This window comes from Streptomyces sp. NPDC004266 (genome assembly GCF_042874095.1).
Lineage (GTDB): Bacteria > Actinomycetota > Actinomycetes > Streptomycetales > Streptomycetaceae > Streptomyces.
Genome location: NZ_JBIAMM010000005.1, coordinates 1 through 25,684 on the forward strand (window position 1 = coordinate 1; position 25,684 = coordinate 25,684).

Below are 25,684 nucleotides of genomic sequence, written 5' to 3' on the forward strand. Positions count from 1 at the left end.
GCCCGGTTACATTCCGAACCCGGAAGCTAAGCCTTTCAGCGCCGATGGTACTGCAGGGGGGACCCTGTGGGAGAGTAGGACGCCGCCGAACAATTCTTCAGGACCCCTGGTCCCAGCGTTCACGCTGGGACCAGGGGTCCTTTTGTTTTTTGCTTGACCTTTCCGATGCGCGGCCGAGTGCCGGCTGCGCGAGAATGACTGCAGTACCCGAAGACAGGAGTCACCACGATGTCCACCAACTCTCCCGACGACCGTCCGGAGCGCGAGCCGCGTCGCAGGGACGGTGGCGGTGGCGACCGGGGCGGCTTCCGTGGGCCCCGCCGTGACGACAGCCGTGGCGGTGGCTTCCGCCGCGATGACCGCGGTGGGGACAACCGCGGTGGTGGCTTCCGTCGTGACGACCGCGGCCGTGACGACCGCGGTGGCGACAACCGGGGCGGTGGCTTCCGTCGTGACGACCGTGGCCGTGACGACCGCGGTGGCGACAACCGGGGCGGCGGTTTCCGTCGTGACGACCGCCGTGATGACAACCGTGGCGGTGACAACCGCGGTGGCGGTTTCCGTCGTGACGACCGCGGTGGGGACAACCGCGGTGGCGGCTTCCGCCGTGACGACAACCGTGGCGGCGGGTTCCGCCGTGACGACCGCGGTGGCGAGCGCCCCTCGTTCCGTCGGGACGACCGCCCCTCGTACGGGCAGCGTGACGACAACCGCGGCGGTGGCTTCCGCCGCGACGACCGCGGTGGCGACAGCCGTGGCGGTGGCTTCCGTCGCGACGACCGCGGTGGTGACAACCGTGGTGGCGGCTTCCGTCGCGACGACCGTGGTGGCGACCGTCCGTCGTTCCGTCGGGACGACGGGCCTTCGTACGGCCAGCGTGACGACCGCGGTGGGGACCGTCCGTCGTTCCGTCGTGACGACCGGCCTTCGTACGGCCAGCGTGACGACCGCGGTGGGGACCGTCCGTCCTTCCGTCGTGACGACCGGCGTGATGAGCGTCCCTCGTCGTTCCGTCGGGACGACCGCCCCTCCTACGGGCAGCGTGACGACCGCCGTGACGACAACCGCGGTGGCGGCTTCCGCCGCGACGACAACCGTGGCGGCGACCGCCCCTCGTCGTTCCGTCGTGACGACCGGCGTGATGAGCGTCCCTCGTCGTTCCGTCGGGACGACCGCCCCTCCTACGGGCAGCGTGACGACAACCGCGGCGGTGGCTTCCGCCGCGACGACCGGGGTGGCGACCGCCCCTCGTCCTTCCGCCGTGACGACAACCGTGGTGGCGGCTTCCGCCGCGACGACCGGGGTGGCGACAGCCGCGGCGGTGGCGGGTTCCGTCGGGACGACCGCGGTGGCGACAGCCGTGGTGGGTTCCGCGGGCGGGACGACCGGGGTGGCTACGGCCGTCGCGACGAGCGCGGCGGCCGGGACCGTGACCGGGGCGACCGCGCGCCCATCAAGCGCCTGCCGATCCCGCCGGAGGTCACCGGTGAGGAGATCGACCCGGATGTGCGTCAGGAGCTGATGAGCCTGCCCAAGGGGCTCGCCGAGGACGTCTCGCGCAACCTCGTCATGGTCGCCCAGCTGATCGACGAGGACCCGGAGAAGGCCTACGGCTACTCCAGGGTCGCCCTGCGGCTCGCCTCCCGTGTCGCGGCCGTCCGCGAGGCGGCCGGTTTCGCCGCGTACGCGACGCAGAAGTACTCCGAGGCGCTGGCCGAGTTCCGGGCCGCGCGCCGGATGAGCGGCGGTGTCGAGCTGTGGCCCGTCATGGCCGACTGCGAGCGCGGCCTCGGCCGGCCCGAGCGGGCCCTCGCCATGGCCGGTGAGCCCGAGGTGCAGAAGCTGGACAAGGCCGGACAGGTCGAGATGCGGCTCGTCGCCGCCGGCGCCCGCCGGGACATGGGGCAGCTCGACGCGGCCATCGTGACGCTGCAGAGCCCCGAGCTGGCTTCCGGCGCCGTGCACCCGTGGACCGCGCGGCTGCGGTACGCGTACGCCGACGCGCTGCTCGCCGCCGGCCGTGAGCGCGAGGCGCGGGAGTGGTTCGCCAAGGCCCTGGAGGCCGACAAGGACGGCGCCACGGACGCCTCCGACCGGCTCGCCGAGATGGACGGCGTCGAGTTCGTCGACGCGTTCGACGAGGCCGAGGACGAGACCGACGAGGTCCAGGGGGCCGAGGAGTCCGGCGTGGTCGCACTCGACGACGAGGGCGACGAGGACGACCGGGACGGCGACAAGGGCTGATCCTCCGGAACAGTGAGAAGGGCGGCACCCGCTGGGTGCCGCCCTTCTTCGTTCCGGTGCCCTCAGTCCAGGGCCAGGCTCCTCAGGACCAGGCCCGTCGCGGGCTTCGGGCCGAAGGAGGTCGACTTGCGGGGCATCGTGACGCCCTGGCGGGCGAGGTCGCGGACGACCTCCTCCCGTACCGGGTGCATGAGGACCGCGGTGCCGCCGCGCCGTTCCGCCTGCTCGACCGCCGCCTCGGTGTCGTGGATGTAGGCGATGTCCTCGGGGGCGTCGGGGATGTGCCAGACGTGCTCCAGGAGGGCGGAGTGCAGGACGGTCGCGTCCAGGGTCCGCCAGGCCGGGGGGCGGTCGGTGCGGATCGTGCGGTCGAGGAGGGCGGGGTCCGGGCGGTCGAGGAGGTGGAAGCCGCCGTCGCCCGCGAGGAGGAAGGCGTTCCCCTCGGCCGTGGCGGCCTCCAGGGCCTCCAGGGCCTCGGGGAGCGGCCGGTCGACCCTGCGCACCCGGAACGCGTCCCCGAGGGCCGTGAGGGCGTCGGAGACCGGCAGGCGGTTGAGGAGCCGGTGGATCGCGCGGACCCGCAGGGGGTAGCGGGCGGTGTCGATGAGGAGGACCAGGCCGTAGTTCCAGGGGCCAGGGGCCGCGTGCTCCTCGCGGAGGCGCAGGTACGTCGCCCAGCGGTGGTGGCCGTCGGCGATGAGGGCCTGGTGGCGGGCCAGATCGTCGGCGATCACGGCGAGTTCGGCGGGGTCCGTGACCGACCACAGGCGGTGCTGGAAGCCGTCCTCCGTGGTGGTGGAGAGCAGGGGCTCGTGGCGGACGGTGCGCTCGATCACCGCGTCGGCGCCGCCCTCGTCGTCCCCGACGTAGGTGAGGAGCAGGGGCTCCAGGTTGGCGGCCGTGGTCCGCATCAGGGCGGCGCGGTCCTCGACGACGTGCGGCATGACGTCCTCGTGGGGCAGGACGATGCCCTCCGCCGGGGTGGAGAGCTCCAGGGCGCCGATGACGCCGCGCTGGAGGATGCCGTCGCCCTGCTGCTCGTACACGTAGAGCGCGGGCTCGGGGTCCGGGGCGAGGACGCCGTCCGCGAGCCAGCGGTCGAGGGTGACGGCGGCCTTGCGGTGGCGGGTGCCGGCGGTGATCGCCTGCGGCAGGATCAGCCGGACGATGTTGTGGGGGTCGGCGGACTCCAGATGGAGCAGTCCGTCAGGTCGTACGACGACGTCGTAGGGAGGGGACGTCACGGCGGCGAGGCTGCCGACGCGCTCGGGGACGTACCGGAGCCCGCGGAACGGGGCCAGGCGCAGGCCCGTGGTGTCGTCGCGGACGTCGTCGGCCGCGTGACCTGATGTGTTCATCCTGTCATCGTATGTGGGCAGACATGAGCGATGATCGGGAGAGTGGGGGAATTCACCCGGTGATCTGAGGAGTGTGCGGTGACGGTGCGGAACGGCCAGGGGCAGCGGGACGGCGGCAGGACGCACCCGGGCGGCAGCGCGGCCGCGCTGAGCGAGGCGTACGACACGGCGCTCCTGGACCTGGACGGCGTGGTGTACGCGGGCGGGGAGCCCGTCCCGCACGCCGTGGAGGCGCTCGGGACGGCCCGCGCCGGCGGGATGCACCTGGCGTACGTCACCAACAACGCGCTGCGGACGCCCGGCGAGGTGGCGGAGCACCTGACGGAGCTGGGCGTGCCGGCGGAGGCCGGGGACGTGGTGACCTCGGCGCAGGCGGTGGCCCGGCTGATCGCGGACGAGGTGCCTGCGGGGTCCAGGGTGCTGGTCATCGGCGGCGAGGGGCTGCGGGTGGCGCTGCGCGAGCGGGGCCTCGTGCCGGTGGAGTCGGCGGACTACGACCCGGCGGCGGTCGTGCAGGGGTACGGCGGGCCGGAGATGCCGTGGGGGAGGTTCGCGGAGGCGGCCTACGCGGTGGCGCGGGGCGTGCCGTGGTACGCCTCCAACACCGACCTGACCATTCCCGGGGCACGGGGGATCGGGCCGGGGAACGGGGCGGCGGTGGAGGTCGTGCGCATCGCCACCGGGGGCCGGTTCGAGCCGAAGGTGGCGGGGAAGCCGCTGCCGCCGATGCACCGGGAGACGGTGCTGCGGACGGGGGCGGAGCGGCCGCTGGTGGTGGGGGACCGGCTGGACACGGACATCGAGGGCGCGTTCAACGGCGGGGTGGACTCGCTGCTCGTGCTGACCGGGGTGACGGACGTGGCGCAGCTGCTCGCGGCCGTGCCCGAGCACCGGCCCACGTATGTGGCGGCCGATCTGCGGGGTCTGCTCGTGGCGCAGCCCGAGGTCGTCGCGGACGGGGACGGGGGCTTCGTGTGCGGGGGGTGGCGGGCCTCCGTGAGCGGCGGTGAGCTCGTCCTCGGCGGCACGCCGGGCGAGGGGGCGGACGTGCTGGACGCGGTGCGGGCGCTGTGCGGGGCGGCCTGGTCGGAGGCGGACCGGCCGGGCGCGGGGGTGCCGGACGCGGGGAAGGCGCTGGCGTTTCTCGGGGTGTGAGCCCGGCATCCCGGCCGGAGAGTGAAGTTGGGTAGGCTAACCTAACTTCGCGGGGGTCGTGGTCGTCACCGCCGGACACGGCCACGGACGAGACAGCGGGAGTGCGGGTATGGACGGTCGGCAGCAGCAGCGCCTGAGCGCGGAATCGGTCACCCTGGCGTACGAGCAGCGGGTCATCGCCCGCGATCTGTCCGTCGCGATCCCCGACAACTCGTTCACCGTCATCGTCGGGCCCAACGCCTGCGGCAAGTCCACCCTCCTGCGCGCCCTCTCCCGGATGCTGAAGCCCGGCGAGGGCCGCGTCCTGCTCGACGGGCAGTCGATCCACGCGCTGCCGGCCAAGAAGGTCGCCAAGACCCTCGGGCTGCTGCCCCAGACCTCCGTGGCCCCCGACGGCATCACCGTCGCCGACCTCGTCGCGCGCGGCCGCTATCCGCACCAGGGGCTGCTGCGCCAGTGGTCCCCGGAGGACGAGCGGATCACGCGCGAGTCCATGGCCGCGACCGGCGTCGCCGAGCTGGCCGACCGGTACGTGGACGAGCTCTCGGGCGGTCAGCGCCAGCGCGTCTGGATCGCCATGGCGCTCGCCCAGCAGACGCCGCTGCTGCTGCTCGACGAGCCCACCACGTACCTCGACATCCAGCACCAGATCGACGTCCTCGACCTGTGCGCCGAGCTGCACGAGACGCAGGGGCGGACGCTCGTCGCCGTCCTCCACGACCTCAACCACGCGGCCCGGTACGCCACCCACCTCATCGCCGTCCGCGACGGCGAGGTCGTCGCCGAGGGGCCGCCGTCGGAGGTGGTGACCGCCGAGCTGGTCGAGCGGGTCTTCGGCCTGCGCTGCCAGGTCATCGACGACCCGGAGACGGGGACGCCTCTGGTCGTGCCGGCAGGGCGGAAGGCGCGCGTCCGGGCGGCCGTGGGCGAGGAGAGGCCCGTCTCCCAGGAGCCCGCGCTGCAGAAGTGAGCTCCGGGCGGTCGCGCTGCGGGAGTGGTCTCAGGCGCGGGTGGTCGCGCTACAGGAGGGACCTCAGCCGCAGGAGGTCGCGGAAGCCGGCCTCCAGTCTGACCCGGCCCGAGGCCCAGGCCTTCGCGAAGTTCAGCTTGCCGTCCACCATCGCCACCAGGTCGTCGCCGGTCATCGCGAGCCGGATGTCCGCCTTGGCCGGCGGCGGGCCCGTCACCGTGGCGTCGACCCGGATCCGGCCGTCCGCGAGACGGCCCGTGAACGTCGTGTCGAGGTCGGTGAGGTGGCAGCTCAGGCTGCGGTCGAGCGCGGCCGCACCGCGCACGCCCTCGTCCGCCCGTGCGAGGTTGTCGGAAAGTCTGTCCAGTGCGCCGCGGCACTCCGTGATCGTCGCCATCGCCGTCGACGGTACCCCAGGGCTTCGCGGTAGCGTCGAGGCATGAGCGACGCCACCCCCGAAGCCCCGCAGGACCAGGTCCCGGCCGAGACGCACGGGCCCGCGGGACCCGCGCCGCTCGGTGTCGTCCTGGAGCCCACCGGCCATCCCGCCGTCGACGCCCGCCTCGCGCGTCTCGCCGAGCTGGACCACCTCCCGGCGGACGGCCACCTGGAGGTGTACGAGGATGTACACCGTGGGCTGCGCGCCGAGCTGACCTCGCTCGACACGCACCCCGCCCCCCGTCCGTACGACAACAGGAGCTGAACCGAACGTGGCAGGAGTGGCACGCCGCCGTCTCGACGCCGAGCTGGTCCGGCGCAAGCTCGCGCGCTCGCGCGAGCACGCCAGCCAGCTGATCGCCGCGGGCCGGGTGACCGTCGGCAAGACCGTCGCCACCAAGCCCGCCACCCAGGTCGAGACCGCCGCGGCCATCGTCGTCGTCCAGGACGACTCCGACCCCGACTACGTCTCGCGCGGCGGCCACAAGCTCGCCGGCGCCTTCGCCGCCTTCGTGCCGCGGGGACTGAAGGTCGAGGGCCGGCGCGCCCTGGACGCCGGAGCGTCCACCGGCGGCTTCACGGACGTCCTGCTGCGCGCGGGCGCCGCCCATGTCGTCGCCGTCGACGTCGGTTACGGGCAGCTCGCCTGGTCGCTGCAGAGCGACGAGCGCGTCACCGTGAAGGACCGGACGAACGTGCGCGAGTTGACGCTCGACGCCATCGACGGCGTCCCGGTCGACCTCGTCGTCGGCGACCTGTCCTTCATCCCGCTCGGGCTCGTCCTGCCCGCCCTCGCGGCCTGCACGGCGCCCGACGCCGACCTCGTCCTCATGGTGAAGCCGCAGTTCGAGGTGGGCAAGGAGCGGCTCGGCAGCGGCGGAGTCGTGCGCTCCGCCGAGCTCCGCGCGGACGCCGTGAAGAACGTGGCCCGGCAGGCCGGCGAGCTCGGCCTCGGTGTCCTCGGGGTCACCGCCAGCCCGCTGCCCGGCCCCTCCGGCAACGTCGAGTACTTTCTGTGGCTGCGGGCAGGCGCGCCCGCGCTGGATCCGGCGGACGTCGACCGCGCCGTGGCGGAGGGACCTCGTTGAGCTCAACAGCAGCAGCACCATCGGGAACAACACGCACCGTCTTCCTGCTCGCGCACACCGGCCGGCCGGCCGCCGTGCGCAGCGCCGAACTGGTCGTCCTGGGGCTGCTGCGCTGCGGCATCGGCGTCCGCGTCCTGGAGGCCGAGGCCGCGGACCTGCCGCTGCCGCCGTCCGTCGAGAAGGTGCCGGAAGGCTGCCCCGACGCGCTCGACGGCTGCGAACTGCTCATCGTCCTCGGCGGTGACGGCACCCTGCTGCGCGGCGCGGAGTTCTCCCGCGCCTCCGGCGTGCCCATGCTCGGCGTCAACCTGGGGCGCGTCGGCTTCCTCGCCGAGGCCGAGCGCGACGACCTCGACAAGGTCGTCGACCGGGTCGTCACCAAGGCGTACGAGGTCGAGGAGCGGATGACCCTCGACGTCGTCGTGTACGAGAACGGCGACGTCCTGCACCGCGACTGGGCGCTCAACGAGGCCGCCGTGCAGAAGGTCTCGCCGGAGCGGATGCTGGAGGTCGTGCTCGCGATCGACGGGCGCCCGGTGACCGGCTTCGGCTGCGACGGGGTGATCTGCGCGACACCCACCGGCTCCACCGCGTACGCCTTCTCGGCGGGCGGCCCGGTCGTCTGGCCCGAGGTCGAGGCGCTGCTCATGGTCCCGATCGGGGCCCACGCCCTCTTCGCCAAGCCGCTGATCACCACCCCCCAGTCCGTGCTCGCCGTCGAGGTCGAGCCGCACACCCCGCACGGCGTGCTGTGGTGCGACGGACGGCGGACGGTGGAGCTCCCGGCGGGGGCCCGCGTCGAGGTGCGGCGGGGCGCCGTGCCGGTCCGGCTCGCCCGGCTGCACCACGCCTCCTTCACGGACCGGCTCGTCGCCAAGTTCGCCCTGCCCGTCTCGGGATGGCGGGGCGCACCGCGCTGACGCCCCCGGCGGCTCCGTAACGAACGGCGCGTCCGGGAGTCACGGCCGGGGGCGATGTCGCATCGGACCCGGTAAACCTCGTATGGTCTGGGGCGTGCTGGAGGAGATGCGGATACGGTCGCTCGGGGTCATCGACGACGCGGTGGTCGAGCTGTCGCCCGGCTTCACCGCGGTGACCGGTGAGACCGGTGCGGGCAAGACCATGGTCGTGACCAGCCTGGGGCTGCTGCTCGGCGGACGTGCCGACCCGGCCCTGGTGCGGATCGGCGCGGCCTCGGCCGTCGTCGAGGGGCGGATCAGCGTGCCCCCGGGCGCGCCCGCCGCCGTACGCGCGGAGGAGGCCGGTGCCGAGCTCGACGAGGGCGTGCTCCTCGTCAGCCGTACCGTCTCCGCCGAGGGGCGCTCGCGGGCCCACCTCGGCGGGCGCTCCGTGCCCGTCGGGCTGCTCGCGGAGCTCGCCGACGAGCTCGTCGCCGTCCACGGCCAGACCGACCAGCAGGGCCTGCTCAAGCCGGCCCGGCAGCGCGGCGCGCTCGACCGGTACGCGGGCGAGGCCGTCTCCGTGCCGCTCGCCGCCTACGGCGAGGCGTACCGGCGGCTGCGCGCCGTCACCGCCGAGCTGGACGAGATCACCACCCGGGCCAGGGAACGCGCCCAGGAGGCCGATCTGCTGCGCTTCGGTCTCGGCGAGATCGAGGCCGTCGCCCCGCTGCCCGGCGAGGACGCCGAACTCGCCGCCGAGGCCGAGCGGCTCGGGCACGCCGAGGCCCTCGCCTCCGCCGCCGCGCTCGCGCACGGCGCGCTCGCGGGCAACCCCGAGGACCCCGAGGCCGTCGACGCGACCACCCTGGTCGCCGGCGCGGGCCGGGCCCTGGAGGCCGTACGGTCGCACGACCCGGCGCTCGCCGGGCTCGCCGACCGGATGGGCGAGATCTCCATCCTGCTCTCGGACGTGGCGCAGGAACTGGCCGGATACGCCGACGACCTGGACGCCGACCCGCTGCGGCTCGCCGCCGTCGAGGAGCGGCGGGCACTGCTCACCCAGCTGACGAGGAAGTACGGCGAGGACATCGGCGCCGTCCTCGCTTGGGCGGAGGAGAGCGCGGCACGGCTCGGCGAGCTCGACAACGACGACGACCGGATCGAGGAGCTCACCGCCGAACGGGACCGGCTGCGCGACGAACTGTCGGTGCTCGCCCAGCGGCTCACCGACGCGCGCACGGAGACGGCCGCCCGGTTCGCCGACGCGGTCACCGCCGAACTCGCCTCGCTGGCCATGCCCCACGCGCGCGTGTCCTTCTCCATCGCCCAGACCGAGGACCCCGAGGGCGTCGAGGTCGGCGGCCGGCGGGTCGCCTACGGCCCGTCCGGGGCCGACGAGGTCGAGCTGCTGCTCGCCCCGCACCCCGGCGCCCCGCCCCGGCCCATCGCCAAGGGCGCGTCGGGCGGTGAGCTGTCCCGGGTGATGCTCGCCGTGGAGGTCGTCTTCGCCGGGGTCGACCCGGTGCCGACGTACCTCTTCGACGAGGTCGACGCGGGCGTCGGCGGCAAGGCGGCCGTCGAGATCGGCCGGCGGCTCGCCAAGCTCGCCAAGTCCGCGCAGGTCGTGGTCGTCACCCACCTCCCGCAGGTCGCGGCCTTCGCCGACCGGCAGCTGCTCGTCGAGAAGACGAACGACGGCTCCGTGACCCGTTCCGGCGTCACCGTCCTGGAGGGCGAGGAGCGGGTCCGGGAGCTGTCCCGGATGCTCGCCGGCCAGGAGGACTCCGAGACGGCCAGGGCCCACGCGGAGGAGCTGCTCGCCACGGCGCGGGCGGACGCGTGAGCGCGGCTCCCGGGCGGCTCGGTGCGGCTGCCGGGGGCTTCGGGGCGGCCCGGCTCGGTACGTGCGCGGCGGCGTTCGGCGCGACCCGGCTCGGTACGTTCGCGGCGGCCTTCGGGGCGACCCGGCTCGCGTACGGGCAGCTGAGGCGGCGACCGCCGGGGAACCCGGGCAGCTGGCGGCGGACCAACCACGCCGGCCGTCCGGTCCTCCTCCAGGCCGGTCCGGCCGCAGCCTTCGGCTCGGCGGCCGCCGCCCTGCCCTCGGCGCCCGCGGCCGCCCTGGCCGTCGCGGCGGCGGCCGTGTGCGGGCGTTACGACGACCTGCGCGGTGACCACCGGCGCGGATTCCGGGCGCATCTGACGGCGCTTCGGGACGGCGAGGTCACCAGCGGGACCGTCAAGCTCCTCGGGATCGGTGCGGCCTCGCTCGTGGCCGGCGTCCTCCTCAAGGAGAAGCCGGTCGACAGGGTCCTCGCCGGGATCGTCGTCGCCGGTACCGCGCACCTGGTGAACCTCGTGGACGTGCGGCCGGGGCGCGCGGGCCTCCTCGTGCTCGGGCTCGCCGCGCCGGGACTGCTGCGGGGGACGCTCGCCGCGGCTCCGATGGGGGCCGCCGCGGCGCTCCTCGCCGACGACCTCGGCGAGGTGAGCATGCTCGGCGACATGGGCGCGCACGCGCTCGGCGCCGCCGTCGGCAGCGCCGTCGCCGCCTCCGACGGGCGGCTCGGACTCGCCGCGCACGCGGCCGGTCTGGTCGCCGCCGCCGCGTGGGGGGAGCGGGCGTCCTCCGCCTGAGGGGCGCGAGCGTGGTGCGGGGGGAGCGGACCGGATGCCGGTGCGCTCACCCGTGTGGGTGAACCCGTGGGTGTGTGCCCGGCCCGTACGCCTTCCGCGCACCGGAACGCCGCCACTTCGGTGCCGGAACGTGCGTACGGTCCAGGGCCCGGACTGGCATCCTTGGGCGCGTGACACAGCTCCGTACGGTCCAAGTGCTGGGCGGCGGCGGCGCGGGCAGCAGCGCTCACGTCCGATCACTCGCCTCGGGGCTGGTGGCAAGGGGCGTGCGGGTGACCGTGTGCGCCCCGGCCGAACTCGACCGCGCATACGACTACCTGGGCGCCGGCGCGCACTTCGTGCCGCTGCCCCGGCTCGGCGATCCCGCGACCGTCGCCGCCCTCCGCAACGCCTGCATCGGCGCGGACGTGGTCCACGCGCACGGCCTCCAGGCCTCCGTACGGGCCGCGCTCGCGCTGACCGGCGGCTGCCGGACCCCCCTGGTCACCACCTGGCACAGCCGGAACCACATGGACGGAGCGCGGGGCGGCGTGCTGCGGCTCCTCGAACGGAAGACCGCGCGGGCCGCGACCGTCGTCCTCGGCACCTCCTCCGAACTCGTCGACCGCGCCCGGCGGCGCGGGGCCCGGGACGCCCGCCTCGCCCCCGTCACCGTGCCCCCCGCGCGCGGGCCCGTCTGCCTCCACGACGGCAAGGCCCGCGCCGAACTCGGCGCCGTCGACCGGCCCCTGCTCATGGCCGTCGGGGCGCTCGAACGCGGCCGGGGCTACCGGACGCTCCTCGACGCCGCCCGGGAATGGCGGGAGCTCGACCCGCAGCCGCTGCTCGTGATCGCCGGAGAAGGACGCGAACGGGCCTTCCTGCAACGGCGGATCTTCGAGGAACGGCTCGCCGTGCGGCTCATCGGACGCCGGGACGACGTCGCCGAGCTGCTCGCCGCCGCCGACGTCGCGGTCCTGCCGTCGCGCTGGGAGGCCCGCTCCCTGCTCGCGCAGGAGGCGCTCCGGCTCGGGGTGCCGCTCGTCGCGACGGCGGTCGGCGGTGTGCCGGAACTCGTCGGGAACGCGGCGGAGCTGGTGCCGTACGGGGACGCGGGGGCCCTGGCGGGGGCGGTGCGGGGGCTGCTGGAGGACGCGGACCGGCGGATGGACCTGGCGGCGGCGGGGCGGGTGCAGGCGGGGTCCTGGCCCACGGAGGACGAGACGGTGGCGCACGTACTGGCGGTCTACGACGAGCTGACCGGACACTGACCCCTCCCGCCCCTGCGCCTGCCGCGCCCCCCGTCGCGGGGCCGCGCCCACCGGGGCGGTGCCCACCCCGCGCCCCGTGTGGGCAATCGTCCCGCTGGGGCGGGACGGGTGGGCACACGGGACGGCGCCCTTCGCGGCGCCTCCGCGTTCCGCGCCTGGACCCGCACCGACAGCGGCGGCGCACAACGGTGTGCGGGTTCAGGCGCGGGAGCCTGGGGCGCCGGCAAGGGCGCCGTTCCGTTGTGCCCACCCGTTCCGCCCCGGCGGAACGCATGCCCACAACGGGGGGGCGCGGGGCGGCACCGCCCCGCCGGGCGCGGCTCCACACGGGGGGTGGGAACCGCCCAGCGGGACGATCGCCCACACGGGGCGGGGCAGGGCGCGTAGGGCCTCGGCCCCTTCCTACGGCGTGTGGCGGCGGGCGCGGAGGGCCAAGGAGAGGGCCAGGACCGTCTGGGGGTCGTCCAGGTCCGTGCCGAGGAGTTCGGAGATGCGGGCCAGGCGGTTGTAGAGCGTCTGGCGGTTGAGGTGGAGCTCGCGGGCCGTCTCCGCCTTGCGGCCCGCGTGGGCCAGGTAGGTCTGGAGGGTGGGGAGGAGCGGGGGCCGGGACGTGGCGTCGTGGTCCCGCAGCGGCCCGATCGCGCGGTCGACGAAGGCCGCCAGGTCCGGGTGGTCGCGCAGCCGCCACAGGAGCAGGTCGATGTCGAGGCGGCGCGCGTCGTACCAGGGGAGGTCCGAGAGGCCCTGCGCCGCCGTCGCCGTCTCGGCCGCGTGCCGCAGGCCCGCCGAGGCCGCCGCCCAGCCGCCCGCGACGCCGACCACGACGACCGGCGGGTGCGCCCCGGCCCGTTCCAGGCCGGCCCGCTCCACGCCCGCGCGCAGCGCCGCCGCGACCCGGTCCGCGACCGCCGTCCGTTCCGATTCCGAGCGGAGGCCCAGCAGCAGCGGCACGCGGCCTTCCACCGGGCGGACGCCGAGCAGGGCCGGGACGCCGACCGAGGACAGCTCCTCCAGGACCGCGCGGGCCAGGAGCGCCCAGTTGCCCGAGGGGGAGAGTTCCGAGGCCAGGCGCATGACCACCGGGAGCAGGGGGCCGTCGCCCGGCTTGAAGCCGAGGACCCTCGCCTGCGCCGGGGCGTCCTCCGCCGTGATGCGGCCCTCCGCGAGGTCCGTCAGGAAGTCGCCCCGGCCGCGCGCGGCCAGCTCCTCCTCCTGGCGCGCCTGCATGAGGACGACCGCGAGGAGCCCCGCCGCCCGCTCGGCCGCCATCCGGTGGACGGGGGAGAGGGCGCCGGAGACCGCGAGGAGGACGAGGCGGGCCCGTACCGAACCCGTGCCGGGGCCGCCGCCGGGCACGTCGACGAGGACGGTGCCGGAGGGCGGGCCGGACTCGCGGGCCGCCCGCTGGCCGCGCAGCCCGTCCCACACCTGGAGCGGGTCGGCGGGCGCGGACTCGGTGCCCGCCGCGTACAGCAGCTGTCCGTCGGCGGTCTCCAGGAAGACCGGGTTGGCGGCGAAGTCGGAGAGGATGCGGAGGACCTGTGGCACCCCGCCGCCGCCGAGGAGGGCCTCCGTGCACTGCCGGTGGACCTCTTCGGCCTGTCGCTGGAGGGCGTAGTGGCCGTTGACGATCTCGGTGTGGATCTCCTCCGTGACGGCGACGAAGGGGACCTCGCGGTGGAGCTGGACGAGGGGGAGACCGGCTGCCCTGGCCGTTTCCACTATCGTCGCCGGGAGGCGGGCGAAGCGCGGGCCCAGTTCGACGACGAGCGCCGCGATGCCCCGGTCGGCGAGCCGGCGGACGAAGGCGCGTTGTTCGGCCGGGCGGGTGCCCAGGCCGAGGCCCGTCGTGAGGAGTAGTTCGCCGCCCTTGAGGAGCGACGCGATGTTCGGCACCTCGCCCGCGTGCACCCAGCGCACCGTGCGGTGGAGCCGGTCCGCGCCGGCCACGACCTCCGGGAGCCCGCTGCGCAGCCCGGGGAGTTCGAGCGCCCGCTGCACGGTGATCCCGCCCTGATTGTCCATGGGGCCGGACGCTACCCGCGTCCGTGTTGCGACGACATCACCGCACGGTCACGGGACCGGACAGTTCGTACACCAGGGCGACAACTCGTCGCCCCGTGGCGGGAATTGTGCGACCGCATGTCGATTGTGGCCTACGTCACTCGCGAGGATCCTCTCGGCCCATGGCAGAGAACCCCACTCCAGAGGTGCACCGGCTCAAGGCGAACTCGGTCGGACTCGTCGGCGTCGTCTTCATGGCCGTCGCCACCGCCGCCCCGATCACGGCGATGACCGGAAACCTCCCCATCGCCGTAGGCTTCGGCAACGGCACCGGCGCCCCCGCCGGATACCTCTTCGCGACGCTCGTCCTGACCGTCTTCTCGGTCGGCTACGTCGCCATGGCCAAGCGGATCACCGCCGCCGGCGCCTTCTACGGCTACATCTCGCACGGCCTGGGCCGGATCGCCGGCATGGCCTCCGGCATGCTCGCCGTCCTCGCGTACATCGTCTTCGAGGCCTCGATCGTCGGCGTCTTCTCCTACTTCGCCAAGACCACGGTCGCCGACCAGCTCGGCGTCGACCTGCCGTGGGTGCTGTACGCGGCGGTCATGCTGGCCGTCACCGCCGTCCTGTCGTACTTCGACATCAACCTGACCGCCAAGGCGCTCGGGGTGATGCTGGTCGCGGAGATCGCCGTCCTCTTCGCGGTCGCCACCGCCGTCCTGATCGCCGGCGGCGGCCCCGACGGGATACCGGTCGAGCCCGTCGACCCCAGGAACGCCTTCACCGGCACCTCCGCCGGTCTCGGCCTCTTCTTCGCCTTCTGGTCCTGGGTCGGCTTCGAGTCGACCGCCATGTACGGCGAGGAGTCCCGCGACCCCAAGCGGGTCATCCCCCGCGCCACCCTGATCTCCGTCATCGGCGTCGGCCTCTTCTACATCTACGTCTCGTGGATGACCATCGCCGGGAACGGCCTCGCCGGTTCCGTGAAGCTGTCCTCGTCCGCGAGCCCGCTCGACCTGTTCTTCGCGCCCACCGAGACCTTCATCGGCGCCTGGGCCGTCGACGCCTTCCAGTGGCTGCTGCTCACCGGCTCCTTCGCCTGCGGCATGGCCTTCCACCAGTGCGCCTCGCGCTATCTGTACGCCATCGGCCGGGAGGGCTTCCTCCACCCGGCGCTCGGCCGCACCCACGCCCGGCACGGCTCGCCGTACATCGCCTCGTACGTGCAGAGCGCGATCGCCGTCGCCCTCGTCGCCGCCTTCTGGCTCACCGGCCAGGACCCGTACATCCACCTCTACACGCTGCTCGCGATCCTCGGCACGATGGCGATCCTCATCGTCCAGACCCTCTGCTCCTTCGCCGTCATCGGCTACTTCCGCAAGAACCACCCCGAGGACCGGCACTGGTTCAGGACGCTCACGGCCCCGCTCCTCGGCGGCATCGGCATGATCGCCGTGGTCGTGCTGCTGATCATGAACATGGAGACCGCGGCCGGTCTGGCCGCCGACTCCCTCTTCTTCAAGGCGATCCCCTGGATCGTCGGCGCCGTCTTCTTCGGCGGCCTCGGCCTCGGCTTCTACCTCAAGGCCAGGCGGCCCGAGCGCTACGAGATCATCGGCCGGATCGTCCTGGAGGACGCCGCCGAACGCCCCGCCGAGGAAATCCCCGTCCCCGCCTCCGTACCGCAGAGCTGATCCCCCCTCTCCCTCCAGGAGCGCCCCATGGCACGCACCAACCCGATGCACCTCCTGAAGAACCTCGCCGCCGAGCACGCCGCCGCCCGCCGGCTGAACCTCCCCGTCGACGAGCTGCGCGGCCTGCGGGCCGACGCCCTCGGACGCCGGTCCCTGCTCAAGTACGCCACCGCCGCCGGCATCGCCGTCGGCGTCGGCTCGGCCGTCCCCGCCGCGGCCGCCACCCCGAACCCGCCCGTGAAGAGCACCGCCCGCGTCGCCGTCGTCGGCGCCGGGATATCCGGCCTCACCGCCGCCCTCACCCTCCAGGACGCCGGTCTCAGCCCGGTGCTGTACGAGGCCAACCCGTCCAGGGTCGGCGGCCGCATGTGGACCCAGCGGGACCACTGGGCGTACGGCCAGACCTCCGAGATCGGCGGCGAGCTGATCGACACCAGCCACAAGAAGATCCTGGAACTCTGCCGCCGGTTCGGCCTCGCCACCGAGGACTTCCTCGGCGGCGGTCCCAACGGGGCCGAGGAGGTCCTCTGGTTCGGCGGCGCCTACTACCCGCGCGCCCAGGCCGACGAGGACTTCAACGCCGTCTACCAGGCGCTGCACCGCGACCTGCTGGACGCGGGCGAGGTGAAGTGGAACCAGACCACCCCCGCCGGCACCGCCCTCGACAACCTGTCGCTGTACGAGTGGATCGAGACCAGGGTCCCCGGCGGACACTCCTCACCGCTCGGGAAGTTCATCGACGTCGCCTACAACGTCGAGTACGGCGCCGACACCACCGAACAGTCCTCGCTCGCCCTCGTCCTGCTCATGGGCTACCAGACCAATCCGGGCAACTTCAACGTCTGGGGCCTGTCCAACGAGCGCTACCACATCGTCGGAGGCAACGACCGGCTCCCGAACGCCGTCGCCGGGGCGCTCGCCCCCGGCACCCTGAAGAAGGGCTGGTCGCTGACCGCCGTACGGGCCAACGCCGACGGCACCCAGACGCTCACCTTCACCGAGGCGGGCGCCACCCGGACCGTCACCGCCGACCACACGATCCTGTGCCTCCCGCTGCCGGTCCTCCAGCAACTCGACACCTCCCAGGCCGGGTTCGACCCGCTCATGCGCAACCTGCTCCGGGACGCCCGCATGGGCTACTGCACCAAGCTCAACATGCAGTTCGGCACCCGGCCCTGGCGCGGCACCGGGGCCTGGCCCGGGGTCTCCGCGGGCGACTGCTTCACCGACGGCGAGGTGCAGCAGACCTGGGACACCACCAAGGTCCAGGGCGGCACCGGCGGCATCCTCCTCCAGTACGGCGGCGGCAGCCTGGCCCGGAACCTGAACCCGGCCGGGCCGTTCTCCACCGAGTCCGACCCGTACGTACGGAACCTGGTCACCCGCTACCTGGCCGGGATCGACGCCTTCTTCCCCGGCACCTCCCGGGCGTACACCGGCCGCGCCCAGCTCTCCGCCTGGCACAAGAACCCGTACTCCCTCGGCGCGTACTCCTGCTGGCCCGTCGGCTACCTCCACCGGTACGCCGGGTACGAGGGCACCGCCCAGGGCAACGTCCACATCGGCGGCGAGCACTGTTCGTACGACTTCCAGGGCTTCATGGAAGGCGGCGCGACCGAGGGCGAGCGCGCCGCGCAGGAGGTGATCGCCGCGCTGCGATGAGCCCGCTCAGCCGGCCGGCACGATGTTGTGGTTGAAGCGGAACACGTTGTCCGGGTCGTACGCGGCCTTCACGGCGGCGAGCCGGCGGTAGTTCTCCTCCCCGAAGGAGGAGACGATCCGCTGCTCGCCCTCGGCGCCGACGAAGTTCAGGTACGTCGCGTCGAGCGCCCACGGCCGCACGTCGGCCCGCACGTCGCGCACCCACCGCGTCGCCCGCTCGTCCAGCGCGGGGTCCTCCCAGGTCGCGAACGGGTGCACCGCCCACGGCGCGGTGCGCCACGGCTGCGGATACTCGGAGGGCCCCGCGGCCACGGCCCCGCCCATCAGGAACAGCACCTGCTGGGTGGCGGTCCCGGCCGGGATTCCCGCGCCGCGCTCGCAGAAGACGTCCACGGCCTCGTCGGGGAACTCCCGCAGGTACTCCGCCGACCAGTAGTTCCGGAGCCCCGGCGGGTCGTCGAGCATCGTCTGCAGATCCACGTACGGGATGTCCGTGACGACCTCCACCACCGGCTCCAGCGCGAACAGGGGCGCCGCGAACTCCCGGAGCTCGGAGACCGGACCGGCGTACGTGAACAGCGTCCCGCAGACCAGCTTGCCGACCAGCTCCTCGGGGATGAACGGCTCCGGGGGCGCGGGCAGGTAGATGGCCCCGCCGCCCATGTCGTCGGGCGCGACGGCGCCGAGGTCGCGGAAGGTGCGCACCACCTCGGAGGCGTTGTCCGGCAGGAAGAACAGCATCGCGACGCTCGTCCGGGGCAGCGCGTGCAGCCGCATCGTCAGGGAGGTCGCCACCCCGAAGTTGCCGCCGCCGCCGTGCAGCGCCCAGAACAGCTCCGGGTTCTCCTCCGCGTCGGCGTGGACGTGCTTGCCCTCGGCTGTGATCAGGTCGGCGGCGAGCAGATTGTCGCTGGCGAGCCCGAACTTCCGCTCCAGCCAGCCCGATCCACCGCCCAGCGTGAAGCCGCCGACCCCGGTGGTGGACACCCGCCCGCCGGTCGTCGCCACGTGGAACGGCTGGCAGGCGTGGTCCAGGTGGGACATGGTCGCCCCGCCCTCGATCCGCACCGTCATCTCCTCCGGGTCCACGACGACGCCGTGCATCCGGCGGAGGTCGACGATCAGCGCTCCGTCGATCATGGAGGTGCCGGCGACGCTGTGGCCGCCGCCGCGCACCGCGATGGGCAGCTCGGCCTCCCGGGCGAACAGGATCGCGTTCGACACGTCGGCCTGGGTGGCGCACTGGGCGATCACCGACGGGCGCCGGTCGATCATGCCGTTGTGCAGGGCACGCGCCTCGTCGTAGCCGGGACTGCCGGGGACGATCACTTCGCCGGCCAGGTCGTCGACCAGTCCGGCCAGGGCGCTTTCGGAGATGTGGGGAGCCATGGGAGCCCCCCTTTCACGAGGGGCGACAGGACCCTTTCATCGTAGGTCCGCCCCCTGGGGGTGTCCTGCCGGTCGACAGGACACCCCGGCAGGCGCCGGCGGGCGCCCCTCAGCCGCCGTACGCGCCGGAGGCGGTGAGCCGCAGCGCCGTGTCGATGAGCGGGACGTGGCTGAAGGCCTGCGGGAAGTTGCCCACCTGCCGCTGGAGCCGCGGGTCCCACTCCTCGGCGAGCAGCCCGAGGTCGTTGCGGAGCGCGAGGAGCTTCTCGAAGAGCGTGCGCGCCTCGTCGACCCGGCCGATCATCGCCAGGTCGTCCGCCAGCCAGAAGGAACAGGCCAGGAACGCGCCCTCGTCGCCCTCCAGACCGTCCACCCCGGCCTCCTCGCCGGCCGTCGGGTAGCGCAGCACGAAGCCGTCCTCCGTGGACAGCTCGCGCTGGATCGCCTCGATCGTGCCGATGACCCGCTTGTCGTCCGGCGGCAGGAAGCCCATCTGGGGGATCAGCAGCAGCGAGGCGTCCAGCTCCTGGGAGCCGTACGACTGGGTGAAGGTGTTGCGCTCCTTGTCGTAGCCCTTCTCGCAGACGTCCCGGTGGATCTCGTCGCGCAGTTCCCTCCAGCGCTCCAGCGGGCCGTCCGCGTCGCCGGACTCGATCAGCTTGATGGTGCGGTCCACCGCCACCCAGGCCATCACCTTGGAGTGCACGAAGTGCCGGCGCGGGCCGCGCACCTCCCAGATGCCCTCGTCGGGCTGGTTCCAGTGGGTCTCCAGGTAGTTGATCAGCTTGATCTGGAGCAGGGAGGCGTAGTCGTTGCGGGACAGGCCCGTCATGTGCGCGAGGTGGAGGGCCTCCGTGACCTCGCCGTAGACGTCCAGCTGGAGCTGGTTCGCGGCGCCGTTGCCGACCCGGACCGGGCCGGAGTTCTCGTACCCCGGCAGCCAGTCGAGCTCCGCCTCGCCGAGCTCCCGCTCGCCCGCGATGCCGTACATGATCTGCAGGTTCTCCGGGTCGCCCGCGACGGCGCGGAGCAGCCAGTCCCGCCAGGCGCGGGCCTCCTCGCGGTAGCCGGTGCGGAGCATCGAGGAGAGGGTGATCGCCGCGTCCCGCAGCCAGGTGTAGCGGTAGTCCCAGTTGCGGACGCCGCCGATCTCCTCCGGCAGCGAGGTCGTCGGCGCGGCGACGATCCCGCCGGTCGGCGCGTACGTCAGCGCCTTCAGGGTGATCAGCGAGCGGACCACGGCCTCCCGGTAGGGGCCGTGGTACGTGCAGTGCTCGACCCACTCGCGCCAGAAGTCGGCGGTCGCCTCCAGCGCGCCCTCCGGGTCCGGCAGCGCGGGCGGCTCCTTGTGGGAGGGCTGCCAGGAGAGCGTGAAGGCGATCCGCTCGCCGGGCGTGACCGTGAAGTCGGAGTACGTCGTCAGGTCCTTGCCGTGGGTCTCCACGGCGGTGTCCAGCCACACCGAGTCGGGCCCGGCGACCGCGACCGTGCGCTCCCCGACCTTGTGCACCCACGGCACGACCCGGCCGTAGCTGAACCGCATCCGCAGCGAGGAACGCATCCGCACCCGCCCCGAGACGCCCTCGACGATCCGGATCAGCTGCGGCGCGCCGTCGCGCGGCGGCATGAAGTCGGTCACCCGGACCGTGCCGCGCGGGGTGTCCCACTCGGACTCCAGGATCAGCGAGTCGCCCCGGTAGCGGCGCCGGTCGGCGGGGGCCGGTTCCGCGTCGGCGGGACCCGCCGGGCCCACCCGCCAGAACCCGTGCTCCTCCGTGCCGAGTAGACCGGCGAAGATCGCGTGCGAGTCGAAGCGGGGGAGACACAGCCAGTCGACGCTGCCGTCCCGGCACACCAGGGCAGCCGTCTGCATGTCTCCGATGAGTGCGTAATCCTCGATACGCCCGGCCACGTGCTTCACTCCAGTCGAACGGCCACGTCCGCCCCGTGGGGCGCTTGCTACGGATGCGCTTCATGCGCGCGATGGGTCAACCAGGCCAGTGTGCGGGATGCGGCGACCTGCTGGGGGGCGGGCGATGTGCGAGCAGAATACGCGGCGGCCCGGTGACCTTGGTGATCACGCGGACGACGCGCTGCTCCACACGGGTGAGCTGCGGCTTTCCCCCTCCCCGACGGCCCCGTAGCCGTCTGTGAACACCCGACTGCCGCGTGTGGCCGGAAGCGGTCTCCCGATGTCGCTGATACCCTGGTACCCCGTGGACCGGTGGGAAACGGCGACAGCCGAGGACCCCGAAACCGCAGCGACGGCACCCCCCGATTCTTCCGGAGGGGCAGCCGGTACGCACTTCCAGAACGCGACCACGGGAGCCCCCTCTTGGCGATGCCGCCCAACACCACGACGACCAAGCACATCTTCGTCACCGGGGGTGTCGCCTCCTCCCTCGGCAAGGGCCTCACCGCCTCCAGCCTGGGTGCGCTCCTCAAGGCCCGCGGTCTGCGGGTCACGATGCAGAAGCTCGACCCGTACCTGAACGTCGACCCGGGCACGATGAACCCCTTCCAGCACGGCGAGGTGTTCGTCACCAACGACGGCGCCGAGACCGACCTGGACATCGGCCACTACGAGCGCTTCCTCGACGTCGACCTCGACGGCTCGGCCAACGTCACCACCGGCCAGGTCTACTCGCAGGTCATCGCCAAGGAGCGGCGCGGCGAGTACCTCGGTGACACCGTGCAGGTCATCCCGCACATCACCAACGAGATCAAGGGCCGCATCCGCCGCATGGCGACGGACGACGTCGACGTCGTCATCACCGAGGTCGGCGGCACGGTCGGCGACATCGAGTCGCTGCCCTTCCTGGAGACCGTCCGCCAGGTCCGCCACGAGGTCGGCCGCGACAACGTCTTCGTCGTCCACATCTCGCTGCTGCCCTACATCGGCCCCTCCGGCGAGCTGAAGACCAAGCCGACCCAGCACTCCGTCGCCGCCCTGCGCAACATCGGCATCCAGCCCGACGCGATCGTGCTGCGCGCCGACCGCGAGGTCCCCACCGCCATCAAGCGCAAGATCTCGCTGATGTGCGACGTCGACGAGGCCGCGGTCGTCGCCGCCATCGACGCCCCGTCGATCTACGACATCCCGAAGGTCCTGCACACCGAGGGCCTGGACGCCTACGTCGTCCGCAAGCTCGACCTGCCCTTCCGCGACGTGGACTGGACCGTCTGGGAGGACCTCCTGGACCGCGTCCACAACCCGGAGCACGAGGTCACGGTCGCGCTCGTCGGCAAGTACATCGACCTGCCCGACGCCTACCTGTCGGTCACCGAGGCCATGCGCGCCGGCGGCTTCGCCAACCGCGCCCGGGTCAAGGTCAAGTGGGTCACCTCCGACGACTGCAAGACCCCGGCGGGCGCCGCCAAGCAGCTCGGCGACGTCGACGGCATCCTCATCCCCGGTGGCTTCGGCGACCGCGGCGTGTCCGGCAAGGTCGGCGCGATCCAGTACGCCCGCGAGAACAAGGTGCCGCTGCTCGGCATCTGCCTCGGCCTGCAGTGCATCGTGATCGAGGCCGCCCGCAACCTGGCCGACATCCCCGAGGCCAACTCCACCGAGTTCGACCCCGCCACCGCGCACCCCGTCGTCTCCACGATGGAGGAGCAGCTGGCGTACGTCGAGGGCGCCGGCGACCTGGGCGGAACGATGCGCCTGGGCCTCTACCCGGCGAAGCTCGCCGAGGGCTCGGTCGTCCGCGAGACCTACGCCGACGAGCCGTACGTCGAGGAGCGCCACCGCCACCGCTACGAGGTGAACAACGCCTACCGCGCGGAGCTGGAGAAGAAGGCCGGCCTGGTCTTCTCCGGCACCTCCCCGGACAACAAGCTCGTCGAGTTCGTCGAGTACCCGAAGGAGATCCACCCCTACCTGGTCGCCACCCAGGCGCACCCGGAGCTGAAGTCCCGCCCGACCCGCCCGCACCCGCTCTTCGCGGGCCTGGTGAAGGCGGCCGTGGAGCGCAAGACGGGCAAGTAGCACGGCGCGTTAACGTTGCCGGGGTACGGCTCCCTTCCGGGGGCCGTGCCCCGGTTTTCGTACGAGAGGACTACTGATGAAGGTGCAGGACACCCCGGAGGAGTGGCAGGTCGTCGCCACCGCCACCCCCTTCAAGGGAAACAAGACGAGTGTCCGCACGGACGACGTGGTCATGCCGGACGGCTCGGTCCACCGCCGTGACTACCAGGTCCACCCCGGCTCCGTGGCCGTCCTCGCCCTGGACGAGGAGGACCGCGTGGTCGTCCTCCGGCAGTACCGGCACCCCGTACGGCAGAAGCTCTGGGAGATCCCCGCCGGGCTCCTGGACGTGCCCGGCGAGAACCCGCTGCACGCCGCCCAGCGCGAGCTGTACGAGGAGGCGCACGTCAAGGCCGACGACTGGCGGGTCCTCACCGACGTCTACACCACGCCCGGCGGCTGCGACGAGGCCGTACGGATCTTCCTGGCGCGGGACCTCGCGGAGGCGGAGGGCGAGCGCTTCGAGGTCTCCGAGGAGGAGGCGGACATGGAGCTGGCGCGGGTGCCGCTGCCCGAGCTGGTGCGGGGGGCGCTGGCGGGGGAGCTGCACAACAACTGCCTGGTGGTGGGTGTCCTCTCGCTGGCGGCGGCGCGGGCGGAGGAGGGCGGCCTCGACGCGCTCCGTCCGGCCACCGCGCCGTGGCCGGCCCGCCCCTTCGAGGCATAGCCCCCGGGGCCGGGAGCCGAAGGCCGGCGCCGTGCCGGTTCGGCGGAAAGGGCTACCGGTGTGAAGATGTGTTGATCCGATCAGGGGATTCCTCCGCCCTGCTCCGCCAAGTCCCCCTCCCGCCCTGAACTACGCTCGGAATCGCCCGTGCGGAGCCCCCCGCGGGATCGGCTCGTGCGCAGGTGGACGGGAGCGTGGCCCGTGACGGATCAGGCGGTGGCGGCGGCCGGCGGCCGTCAGTTCTTCGGCCGGCAGCGGGAGTTGAAGGCCCTGCGTGCCGACATCGAGCGGACCGGCCTCGACACCCTCACCGGCCGCAAGGCCCCCCGCGCCCGGGTCCTGCTCATCGCCGGCAAGCCCGGCTCCGGGCGGACGGCCCTCGCAGAGGAGCTGGCCGCCGGGCTCGCCGACCGCTACCCGGACGGAGTCTTCCGGGCGCGGCTCACCGAGCCCGGCGGCGAGCCCGTCCCCACCGCGCGGGCCGCCCAGGAGCTCCTCGCCGCGCTCGGGGTCGCCGAACCCCCGGGGGCCGGCGAGGACGAGCTGACCGAGCTCGTCCGGAACGCCCTGGCCGACCGCCGGGCCGTCCTGCTCCTGGACGACGCCGTCGACGCCGAGCAGGCCGACCCCCTCATCCCCGACAACCCCGATGCCCTGGTCGTCGGGGTCGCCCGGGGGCCGCTCACCGGCATCCCGGACGTCCGGCCCTGCACCCTCGGCGGACTCGACCCCAAGTCGGCCATCGAGCTGCTGACGTCCTTCACCGGCTCCGTCCGCGTCACCGTGGACCCGCAGGCCGCCGAGGCCCTCGTCGAGGAGTGCGGGGGACTGCCCGCCGCGGTCGTCCTCGCCGGCGGCTGGCTCTCCACGAAGCCGAAGGCCTCGGTCGCCGACCTCGCCAAGCGGCTGCGGGGGCTGAGCGGCGACCCGCTCACCCGGACCTTCCTGCTCGCACACGAGGCGCTGCCCGCCACGGCCGCCCGGATACTGCGATTCCTCGCCCTGGCCCCGCTGGGCCGGGCCGACGCCCACACCGCCTCCGCCCTGGCCGGCTGCTCGGTCTCGGCGGCCGCGACCACCCTCGCCGACTTCGCCGCCCTGGGGCTCGTCTCGGCCGGCGAGGACGGACAGTACGAGGTGCGCGCGCACCTCGTCCCCCTCCTTCGCGCCCAGCTGGAGGAGCGCGACCGGCCCGCCGAGGTGCAGCTCGCCCGGGCCCGGATGCTGGAGCGGACCGTGCGGCTCCTCCAGTCCTGCCGCGCGGTCACCGAACCCGAGGGCTCGCCGGCCCGCCGGAAGCTGGCCGGGCTCCCGCGCGCGCTGCGCTTCCCGAACGCGGCCGCGGGCGCGGCCTGGCTGGACTCCCGGCAGGCCGTACTCCTGGCCTCCGCCCGCCTGGCCGTCGCGGACGGCGAGCTCGACACCCTCGCGCGCCGCCTGGTGGCCTCCCTGGTCAGGGCGCTCGCCGCGCACCGGGGCGCGGAGGCCGCCGCTCCCGAGCTGTACGGCCTGCACCGGCTGGTCCTGGACGTGGCCGAGCGGCGAGGGCTGCACCGGGAGCGGGCCGCGGCCCTCCTCAACCTGGCCGATCTGGATGCCAGGACCGGCAGGACGAAGGAGGCCCTGCTGCGATATCGGTCGGCTTTGGATGCCGGACGCGAAGCAAATGACCCGTACGCGACCGGTCGCGCAATGGAATCCGTAGGTGGCTCGTATCAGGAGCTGGGGGACTGGCAGCGGGCCGGCGACTGGTACGGACGGGCGCTCGCCCAGCGCCTCGCCCGGGACGAGCGCGCCGACCAGGCCCGGCTGTACGGCCGCCTCGGAGCGGTGCAGACCTATGCGGGGCGGTACGGGGAGGCCCTGCGGAGCTGGCGGGCCGCCGCGGCCGGCTACCGGAGGCTCTCCGATCTCCCGGGCTACGCACGGGCGTTGAGCGAGGCGGCCCGGGTCCAGGAGTACGCCGGGCGGCCCGAGGAATCCCTGCGGACCTGCGAGGAGGCGGTGGAGTGGGCCCGCCGGGCCCAGGACACCCGGCTCCAGGCCGCGCTCCAGCTGCGGCTGGCGGACACCCTCGACCGGCTCGGCGACCCCGCGGCGGCGGGGCTGCACCGGTCGGCGGCCGAGAGACTGCTGGAAACGGAACCGGCGGCCTACGAAATCCGCAGTGGCTCCGTCGAAGATTAGTGCTTT

General features: G+C 73.6%; 19 protein-coding genes, 1 rRNA gene and 1 pseudogene. 16 read left to right on the forward strand and 5 right to left on the reverse strand.

Translation table 11 applies throughout. From position 1 onward, the window contains the following. From rrf to ACFYUZ_RS13670, 3 genes and pseudogenes are all read left to right on the forward strand, one after another. A 5S ribosomal RNA gene (rrf, locus tag ACFYUZ_RS13660) occupies positions 1-91 on the forward strand; the annotation flags it as partial. Between the two features lie 257 nt (positions 92-348). Continuing rightward, a pseudogene (locus ACFYUZ_RS13665) lies at positions 349-1,074 on the forward strand (tetratricopeptide repeat protein); the annotation flags it as partial. Between the two features lie 387 nt (positions 1,075-1,461). Then, positions 1,462-2,244: a hypothetical protein gene (locus ACFYUZ_RS13670; RefSeq protein WP_389309308.1), complete on the forward strand. Its 783-nt coding sequence runs from the start codon at positions 1,462-1,464 to the stop codon at positions 2,242-2,244. Positions 2,245-2,306: 62 nt separating this feature from the next. Here the strand turns inward: ACFYUZ_RS13670 and ACFYUZ_RS13675 are convergent, their stop codons facing one another. Beyond that, a complete protein-coding gene (locus ACFYUZ_RS13675) occupies positions 2,307-3,602 on the reverse strand; it encodes a DUF1015 domain-containing protein (RefSeq protein WP_389308576.1) in 1,296 nt (431 codons plus the stop codon). A gap of 78 nt (positions 3,603-3,680) precedes the next feature. Between ACFYUZ_RS13675 and ACFYUZ_RS13680 the strand changes: the two genes are divergently transcribed. Further along, positions 3,681-4,757: an HAD-IIA family hydrolase gene (locus ACFYUZ_RS13680; protein ID WP_389308578.1), complete on the forward strand. Its 1,077-nt coding sequence runs from the start codon at positions 3,681-3,683 to the stop codon at positions 4,755-4,757. Between the two features lie 109 nt (positions 4,758-4,866). After that, the gene (locus ACFYUZ_RS13685) at positions 4,867-5,727 is read left to right on the forward strand and encodes an ABC transporter ATP-binding protein (protein WP_389308580.1); all 861 of its coding nucleotides are present in this window, start codon (positions 4,867-4,869) and stop codon (positions 5,725-5,727) included. A gap of 49 nt (positions 5,728-5,776) precedes the next feature. Here ACFYUZ_RS13685 and ACFYUZ_RS13690 read toward each other — a convergent pair whose 3' ends face one another. Continuing rightward, entirely contained in the window at positions 5,777-6,124 is a 348-nt protein-coding gene (locus ACFYUZ_RS13690) for an SCP2 sterol-binding domain-containing protein (protein WP_389308582.1), read from the reverse strand. 42 nt (positions 6,125-6,166) lie between these two features. On the opposite strand from ACFYUZ_RS13690, the gene ACFYUZ_RS13695 reads away from it, so the two are divergent. The 6 genes from ACFYUZ_RS13695 (at position 6,167) to ACFYUZ_RS13720 (ending at position 12,042) form a co-directional block, all read left to right on the forward strand. Continuing rightward, positions 6,167-6,430, forward strand: coding sequence for a hypothetical protein (locus ACFYUZ_RS13695; RefSeq protein WP_389308584.1), 264 nt, complete (start codon positions 6,167-6,169; stop codon positions 6,428-6,430). Between the two features lie 7 nt (positions 6,431-6,437). After that, positions 6,438-7,253, forward strand: coding sequence for a TlyA family RNA methyltransferase (locus tag ACFYUZ_RS13700; RefSeq protein WP_389308586.1), 816 nt, complete (start codon positions 6,438-6,440; stop codon positions 7,251-7,253). Beyond that, positions 7,250-8,173, forward strand: coding sequence for an NAD kinase (locus tag ACFYUZ_RS13705; RefSeq protein ID WP_389308588.1), 924 nt, complete (start codon positions 7,250-7,252; stop codon positions 8,171-8,173). Before ACFYUZ_RS13700 ends, ACFYUZ_RS13705 begins: the two co-directional genes overlap by 4 nt. Before the next feature lie 82 nt (positions 8,174-8,255). Next, positions 8,256-9,998: a DNA repair protein RecN gene (recN, locus tag ACFYUZ_RS13710; RefSeq protein ID WP_389308590.1), complete on the forward strand. Its 1,743-nt coding sequence runs from the start codon at positions 8,256-8,258 to the stop codon at positions 9,996-9,998. Beyond that, complete coding sequence (locus tag ACFYUZ_RS13715) at positions 9,995-10,792, forward strand: hypothetical protein (protein ID WP_389308592.1); 798 nt, start codon at positions 9,995-9,997, stop codon at positions 10,790-10,792. The genes recN and ACFYUZ_RS13715 overlap by 4 nt, the downstream gene beginning before the upstream one ends. Positions 10,793-10,962: 170 nt before the next feature. Then, positions 10,963-12,042 carry a glycosyltransferase family 4 protein gene (locus ACFYUZ_RS13720; RefSeq protein ID WP_389308594.1) on the forward strand — a complete coding sequence of 360 codons (1,080 nt, stop codon included), beginning with the start codon at positions 10,963-10,965 and terminating at the stop codon, positions 12,040-12,042. A gap of 402 nt (positions 12,043-12,444) precedes the next feature. Here the strand turns inward: ACFYUZ_RS13720 and ACFYUZ_RS13725 are convergent, their stop codons facing one another. Beyond that, positions 12,445-14,067 (reverse strand): PucR family transcriptional regulator, encoded by a 1,623-nt coding sequence (locus ACFYUZ_RS13725; RefSeq protein WP_389308595.1) that lies wholly within the window; start codon positions 14,065-14,067, stop codon positions 12,445-12,447. A 161-nt stretch (positions 14,068-14,228) separates the two neighbouring features. Between ACFYUZ_RS13725 and ACFYUZ_RS13730 the strand changes: the two genes are divergently transcribed. Continuing rightward, positions 14,229-15,743 (forward strand): APC family permease, encoded by a 1,515-nt coding sequence (locus tag ACFYUZ_RS13730; protein ID WP_389308596.1) that lies wholly within the window; start codon positions 14,229-14,231, stop codon positions 15,741-15,743. Between the two features lie 27 nt (positions 15,744-15,770). Continuing rightward, positions 15,771-17,405, forward strand: coding sequence for a flavin monoamine oxidase family protein (locus ACFYUZ_RS13735; protein ID WP_389308598.1), 1,635 nt, complete (start codon positions 15,771-15,773; stop codon positions 17,403-17,405). Between the two features lie 6 nt (positions 17,406-17,411). Here the strand turns inward: ACFYUZ_RS13735 and ACFYUZ_RS13740 are convergent, their stop codons facing one another. Beyond that, positions 17,412-18,794, reverse strand: coding sequence for an FAD-binding protein (locus ACFYUZ_RS13740; RefSeq protein WP_389308600.1), 1,383 nt, complete (start codon positions 18,792-18,794; stop codon positions 17,412-17,414). 109 nt (positions 18,795-18,903) lie between these two features. After that, entirely contained in the window at positions 18,904-20,706 is a 1,803-nt protein-coding gene (locus ACFYUZ_RS13745; RefSeq protein WP_389308602.1) for a glycoside hydrolase family 15 protein, read from the reverse strand. Between the two features lie 429 nt (positions 20,707-21,135). On the opposite strand from ACFYUZ_RS13745, the gene ACFYUZ_RS13750 reads away from it, so the two are divergent. The 3 genes from ACFYUZ_RS13750 (at position 21,136) to ACFYUZ_RS13760 (ending at position 25,678) form a co-directional block, all read left to right on the forward strand. Continuing rightward, positions 21,136-22,785, forward strand: coding sequence for a CTP synthase (locus ACFYUZ_RS13750; protein WP_190160191.1), 1,650 nt, complete (start codon positions 21,136-21,138; stop codon positions 22,783-22,785). Between the two features lie 76 nt (positions 22,786-22,861). Next, complete coding sequence (locus ACFYUZ_RS13755; RefSeq protein WP_389308604.1) at positions 22,862-23,491, forward strand: NUDIX domain-containing protein; 630 nt, start codon at positions 22,862-22,864, stop codon at positions 23,489-23,491. Between the two features lie 201 nt (positions 23,492-23,692). Then, positions 23,693-25,678: a tetratricopeptide repeat protein gene (locus tag ACFYUZ_RS13760; RefSeq protein ID WP_389308605.1), complete on the forward strand. Its 1,986-nt coding sequence runs from the start codon at positions 23,693-23,695 to the stop codon at positions 25,676-25,678. The last annotated feature ends 6 nt before the right edge of the window (positions 25,679-25,684 follow it).

Bases quoted from the DNA above. Each gene is read 5' to 3' on its own strand.
- ACFYUZ_RS13685 (WP_389308580.1), top strand. From the start codon at position 4,867: ATGGACGGTCGGCAGCAGCAGCGCCTGAGCGCGGAATCGGTCACCCTG.
- ACFYUZ_RS13695 (WP_389308584.1), top strand. From the start codon at position 6,167: ATGAGCGACGCCACCCCCGAAGCCCCGCAGGACCAGGTCCCGGCCGAG.
- ACFYUZ_RS13735 (WP_389308598.1), top strand. From the start codon at position 15,771: ATGGCACGCACCAACCCGATGCACCTCCTGAAGAACCTCGCCGCCGAG.
- ACFYUZ_RS13675 (WP_389308576.1), bottom strand. From the start codon at position 3,602: ATGAACACATCAGGTCACGCGGCCGACGACGTCCGCGACGACACCACG.
- ACFYUZ_RS13755 (WP_389308604.1), top strand. From the start codon at position 22,862: ATGAAGGTGCAGGACACCCCGGAGGAGTGGCAGGTCGTCGCCACCGCC.
- recN (WP_389308590.1), top strand. From the start codon at position 8,256: ATGGTCTGGGGCGTGCTGGAGGAGATGCGGATACGGTCGCTCGGGGTC.
- ACFYUZ_RS13725 (WP_389308595.1), bottom strand. From the start codon at position 14,067: ATGGACAATCAGGGCGGGATCACCGTGCAGCGGGCGCTCGAACTCCCC.
- ACFYUZ_RS13690 (WP_389308582.1), bottom strand. From the start codon at position 6,124: ATGGCGACGATCACGGAGTGCCGCGGCGCACTGGACAGACTTTCCGAC.
- ACFYUZ_RS13750 (WP_190160191.1), top strand. From the start codon at position 21,136: ATGCCGCCCAACACCACGACGACCAAGCACATCTTCGTCACCGGGGGT.
- ACFYUZ_RS13740 (WP_389308600.1), bottom strand. From the start codon at position 18,794: ATGGCTCCCCACATCTCCGAAAGCGCCCTGGCCGGACTGGTCGACGAC.
- ACFYUZ_RS13730 (WP_389308596.1), top strand. From the start codon at position 14,229: ATGGCAGAGAACCCCACTCCAGAGGTGCACCGGCTCAAGGCGAACTCG.